The sequence below is a fragment of the Nodosilinea sp. LEGE 07088 genome (assembly GCF_015207395.1).
GTDB lineage: Bacteria > Cyanobacteriota > Cyanobacteriia > Phormidesmidales > Phormidesmidaceae > Nodosilinea.
Window position 1 is genome coordinate 1 of sequence record NZ_JADEWX010000272.1, and the last position, 5,322, is coordinate 5,322.

Consider the following 5,322-nt stretch of genomic DNA (forward strand, 5'->3'; position numbering starts at 1 on the left):
AGCCACGAGATGAGGCTAAGGGCTTTTGGAAGAGGAACCTGGCATCGAGCTATTTTGACAAGGGGCAACCCCCTCACTATCTTCGCCGCAGCTGCATTTCACGTCCGAGTTCGGGATGGGTCGGGGTGGGTCCACAGCGCCAAAGACACCAGGAAAGCTTTAATTATTGATGCGTTCCTTGAAGAACTGATATGAGAGAAGTGGGGCTGCACACACAGCCATTCGGGTTAATTGATTGAAGGAGATGATGAGGTCAAGCCCTCGGTCTGTTAGTACGCCTCGACTACATCCATTACTGGACTTCCATCTAGCGCCTATTAACGGGTGGTCTACCCGTGACCTTACTGGCTTATGCCATGGGAACACTCATCTTGAGGTGGGCTTCCCACTTAGATGCTTTCAGCGGTTATCCACTCCGCACTTGGCTACCCTGCGTTTACCGTTGGCACGATAACAGGTACACCAGCGGTGCGTTCTTCCCGGTCCTCTCGTACTAAGGAAGACTCCTCTCAATGTTCCTACGCCTGCACCGGATATGGACCGAACTGTCTCACGACGTTCTGAACCCAGCTCACGTACCGCTTTAATGGGCGAACAGCCCAACCCTTGGGACCGACTACAGCCCCAGGTTGCGATGAGCCGACATCGAGGTGCCAAACCTCCCCGTCGATGTGAACTCTTGGGGGAGATCAGCCTGTTATCCCTAGAGTAACTTTTATCCGTTGAGCGACGGCCCTTCCACGCGGAACCGTCGGATCACTAAGGCCTACTTTCGTACCTGCTCGACTTGTCAGTCTCGCAGTCAAGCTCCCTTATGCCTTTACACTCAATGGCTGATTTCCAACCAGCCTGAGGGAACCTTTGCGCGCCTCCGTTACCATTTAGGAGGCGACCGCCCCAGTCAAACTGCCCACCTGATACTGTTCGCTGCCCGGATAACGGGTCAACGTTAGAATTCTAGCCTTGATAGAGTGGTATCTCACCAGTGACTCCATAACTCCCACAAGAGCTATCTCATAGTCTCCCACCTATCCTGCGCAATCAAAGCCCGAACCCAATACCAAGCTACAGTAAAGCTTCATAGGGTCTTTCTGTCCGGGTGCAGGTAGTCCGTATCTTCACAGACATTCCTATTTCGCCGAGCCTCTCTCCGAGACAGCTCCCAGATCGTTACGCCTTTCGTGCGGGTCGGAACTTACCCGACAAGGAATTTCGCTACCTTAGGACCGTTATAGTTACGGCCGCCGTTCACCGGGGCTTCAGTCGCTAGCTTTAGTTCCGAAGAACCTGACCAACTTCCTTAACCTTCCGGCACTGGGCAGGCGTCAGCCCCCATACATCGTCTTGCGACTTAGCGGAGACCTGTGTTTTTGGTAAACAGTCGCCTGGGACTCTTCACTGCGACCACCTCTCGGTGGCACCCCTTCTCCCGAAGTTACGGGGCCATTTTGCCGAGTTCCTTAGAGAGAGTTATCTCGCGCCCCTGGGTATACTCTACCTCCCTACCTGTGTCGGTTTCGGGTACGGGCCATTACTGGATTAACGTGGTTCGGGCTTTTCTTGGAAGTTTGACATCAGACACTTCCCCGTCGTAACGGGTCGTACTCGCTTCTTAGCTCAAGACGTTTTCGCCGTCTCTCATCACCTCGATAGCTTAAACCGGTAACCAACATCCGGCTGTCTTAGCCTTCTCCGTCCCCCGCCACAATCCAGAACAGGTACGGGAATATTAACCCGTTGTCCATCGACTACGCCTTTCGGCCTCGCCTTAGGTCCCGACTAACCCTCCGCGGACGAGCCTTCCGGAGGAACCCTTAGGGTTTCGGGGTGTAGGATTCTCACCTACATTTTCGCTACTCAAGCCGACATTCTCACTTCTGTACAATCCACGCCTGCTCTCGCTAACGCTTCAACTCGTACAGAACGCTCCTCTACCACTTGTCCAAAGACAAGTCCACAGCTTCGGTGCAATGCTTAGTCCCGTTCATTTTCGGCGCAGGATCGCTTGACCAGTGAGCTATTACGCACTCTTTTAAGGATGGCTGCTTCTAGGCAAACCTCCTGGTTGTCTCTGCAATCCCACCTCCTTTCCCACTTAGCATTAACTTGGGGACCTTAGCTGGTGGTCTGGGCTGTTTCCCTTTCGACGATGAAGCTTATCCCCCACCGTCTGACTGGCATTGTGTGCTACGGGTATTCTGAGTTTGACTCGATTTGGTACCGCTCTCGCAGCCCGCACCGAATCAGTGCTTTACCCCCCGTATATAATCAATACCGCTGTGCCTCAACACATTTCGAGGAGAACCAGCTAGCTCCGGGTTCGATTGGCATTTCACCCCTAACCACAGCTCATCCGCTGGCTTTTCAACGCCAGTCGGTTCGGACCTCCACTTGGTATCACCCAAGCTTCATCCTGGCCATGGTTAGATCACCCGGGTTCGGGTCTATAAAATCTGACTATCGCCCTTTTCAGACTCGCTTTCGCTTTGGCTTCGGCATTCCCGCCTTAACCTGCCAGACCCTATAAGTCGCCGGCTCATTCTTCAACAGGCACGCTATCACCCGTTTAATCGGGCTCTAACTGCTTGTAGGCTCACGGTTTCATGTTCTATTTCACTCCCCTCCCGGGGTTCTTTTCACCTTTCCCTCGCGGTACTGGTTCACTATCGGTCACGCAGGAGTATTTAGCCTTACGAGGTGGTCCTCGCGGATTCACACGGGATTTCTCGTGCCCCGTGCTACTCGGGATTCAGCTAGTATCGTTAAGTTTTCGACTACAGGACTTTCACCTCCTCTGGTGCATCATTCCAATGCTTCGTCTAACCGCTCGAGTCCATGTCGCTGTCCCACTACCCCAATGGTAAAAACCACTGGTTTAGGCTCTTCCCAGTTCGCTCGCCGCTACTACGGGAATCGAGTTTTCTTTCTCTTCCTCCGGTTACTAAGATGTTTCAGTTCGCCGGGTTCGCTCGCGCCACCCTATGAATTCAGGTGGCCGTATTTAGGGTTGCCCCATTCGGAAATCTTCGGATCAAGGCTTGCTTCCAGCTCCCCGAAGCGTATCGTCGGTAACCACGTCCTTCTTCGCCTCTGCGTGCCTAGGTATCCACCGTGAGCCCGTTGTAGCTTGACCTCGTTCCGTTGGTTTCACCCAACAAAACTCACTCTTCTCTCAACGAACTTAAATGTTCTGTGTGTACTACCTTACACTTCTCTCATATTCAGTTTTCAAGGTTCACAAGCTAGGCTCTCACCCAGCAGACTATATCTCGGCAACTACCGATATACACTGTGCTGAATTAATCCCTTCGCTTTCATGGTGGAGGTTAGCGGACTCGAACCGCTGACATCCTGCTTGCAAAGCAGGCGCTCTACCAACTGAGCTAAACCCCCACGCAGTGGGCCATCCTGGACTCGAACCAGGGACCTCACCCTTATCAGGGGTGCGCTCTAACCACCTGAGCTAATAGCCCCAGTTTTGTTGGTTAAACAAAACCTCAACCATAATCTAGAAACTCGACTCAAAGTCCTGACCGACCTAGAGTGACCGCTCAATTCTCCTCATATCAATCGTTCGGAGTAATCGAGGGTTGGTCTCCCTAAAAGGAGGTGATCCAGCCACACCTTCCGGTACGGCTACCTTGTTACGACTTCACCCCAGTCATCAGCCCTGCCTTCGGCGCCCTCCTCCGCGAACGGTTAGAGTAACGACTTCGGGCGTGGCCAACTCCCATGGTGTGACGGGCGGTGTGTACAAGGCCCGGGAACGTATTCACCGCAGTATGCTGACCTGCGATTACTAGCGATTCCGCCTTCATGCAGGCGAGTTGCAGCCTGCAATCTGAACTGAGCCACAGTTTATGGGATTTGCTTGCACTCGCGCGCTCGCTGCCCTCTGTCTGTAGCATTGTAGGACGTGTGTAGCCCAAGACGTAAGGGGCATGATGACTTGACGTCGTCCCCACCTTCCTCCGAGTTGTCCCCGGCAGTCTCTTTAGAGTGCCCAACTAAATGATGGCAACTAAAAACGAGGGTTGCGCTCGTTGCGGGACTTAACCCAACATCTCACGACACGAGCTGACGACAGCCATGCACCACCTGTCTCTGCGCTCCCGAAGGCACTCTCTCATCTCTGAAAGATTCGCAGGATGTCAAGCCTTGGTAAGGTTCTTCGCGTTGCATCGAATTAAACCACATCCTCCACCGCTTGTGCGGGCCCCCGTCAATTCCTTTGAGTTTCACACTTGCGTGCGTACTCCCCAGGCGGGATACTTAACGCGTTAGCTACGGTACTGCACGGGTCGATACGTCCAACACCTAGTATCCATCGTTTACAGCTAGGACTACAGGGGTATCTAATCCCTTTCGCTCCCCTAGCTTTCGTCCCTCAGCGTCAGTTGTGGCCCAGTAGAGCGCCTTCGCCACTGGTGTTCTTCCCGATATCTACGCATTTCACCGCTACACCGGGAATTCCCTCTACCCCTACCACACTCAAGTCCCCCAGTTTCCATTGCCGATCCACAGTTGAGCTGTGGGCTTTAACAACAGACTTAAAAAACCGCCTGCGGACGCTTTACGCCCAATAATTCCGGATAACGCTTGCCTCCTCCGTCTTACCGCGGCTGCTGGCACGGAGTTAGCCGAGGCTTATTCCTCTGGTACCGTCAGATCTTCTTCCCAGAGAAAAGAGGTTTACAACCCTAGGGCCTTCCTCCCTCACGCGGCGTTGCTCCGTCAGGCTTGCGCCCATTGCGGAAAATTCCCCACTGCTGCCTCCCGTAGGAGTCTGGGCCGTGTCTCAGTCCCAGTGTGGCTGATCATCCTCTTAGACCAGCTACTGATCGTCGCCTTGGTAGGCCCTTACCCCACCAACTAGCTAATCAGACGCGAGTTCATCCTCAGGCGAAAAAACGTTTCACCTCTCGGCATATGGGGTATTAGCAGTCGTTTCCAACTGTTGTCCCCCTCCTAAGGGCAGATCCTCACGCGTTACTCACCCGTCCGCCACTAACCCCGAAGGGTTCGTTCGACTTGCATGTGTTAAGCACGCCGCCAGCGTTCATCCTGAGCCAGGATCAAACTCTCCATGTTAGTTATCAATCCCATAAGACTGACAACAAATAGTCATTCGTGATAAATGACTCGAAAAGCATCTCCCGGATACCTCAGTATCCGTTTCTGTCTTCTTCTTTGACTTAACAACAACACTTGTGCTATCGTTAAACCAATTTAATCCTTGACAGGAACCTTGGCTTTGTTTCTAGATTATGTAGTTGTCGAGGTTCTCTGCAACCCTCGGTAAACCACTCTCTCAAGCTGCTT

General features: G+C 53.0%; 2 tRNA genes and 3 rRNA genes. All 5 read right to left on the minus strand.

Features of this window, described 5'->3' with window-relative positions:
* Positions 1-36 precede the first annotated feature (36 nt).
* Positions 37-153 (minus strand): 5S ribosomal RNA (gene rrf, locus IQ254_RS29440).
* 96 nt (positions 154-249) lie between these two features.
* A 23S ribosomal RNA gene (locus tag IQ254_RS29445) occupies positions 250-3,133 on the minus strand.
* A 184-nt stretch (positions 3,134-3,317) separates the two neighbouring features.
* Positions 3,318-3,393: transfer RNA gene (locus IQ254_RS29450), tRNA-Ala, on the minus strand.
* A gap of 6 nt (positions 3,394-3,399) precedes the next feature.
* Positions 3,400-3,473 (minus strand) — tRNA-Ile (locus IQ254_RS29455).
* A 129-nt stretch (positions 3,474-3,602) separates the two neighbouring features.
* Positions 3,603-5,091 (minus strand): 16S ribosomal RNA (locus tag IQ254_RS29460).
* Together the 16S, 23S and 5S rRNA genes with 2 tRNA genes alongside form the textbook arrangement of a ribosomal RNA operon.
* Between the last annotated feature and the right edge of the window lie 231 nt (positions 5,092-5,322).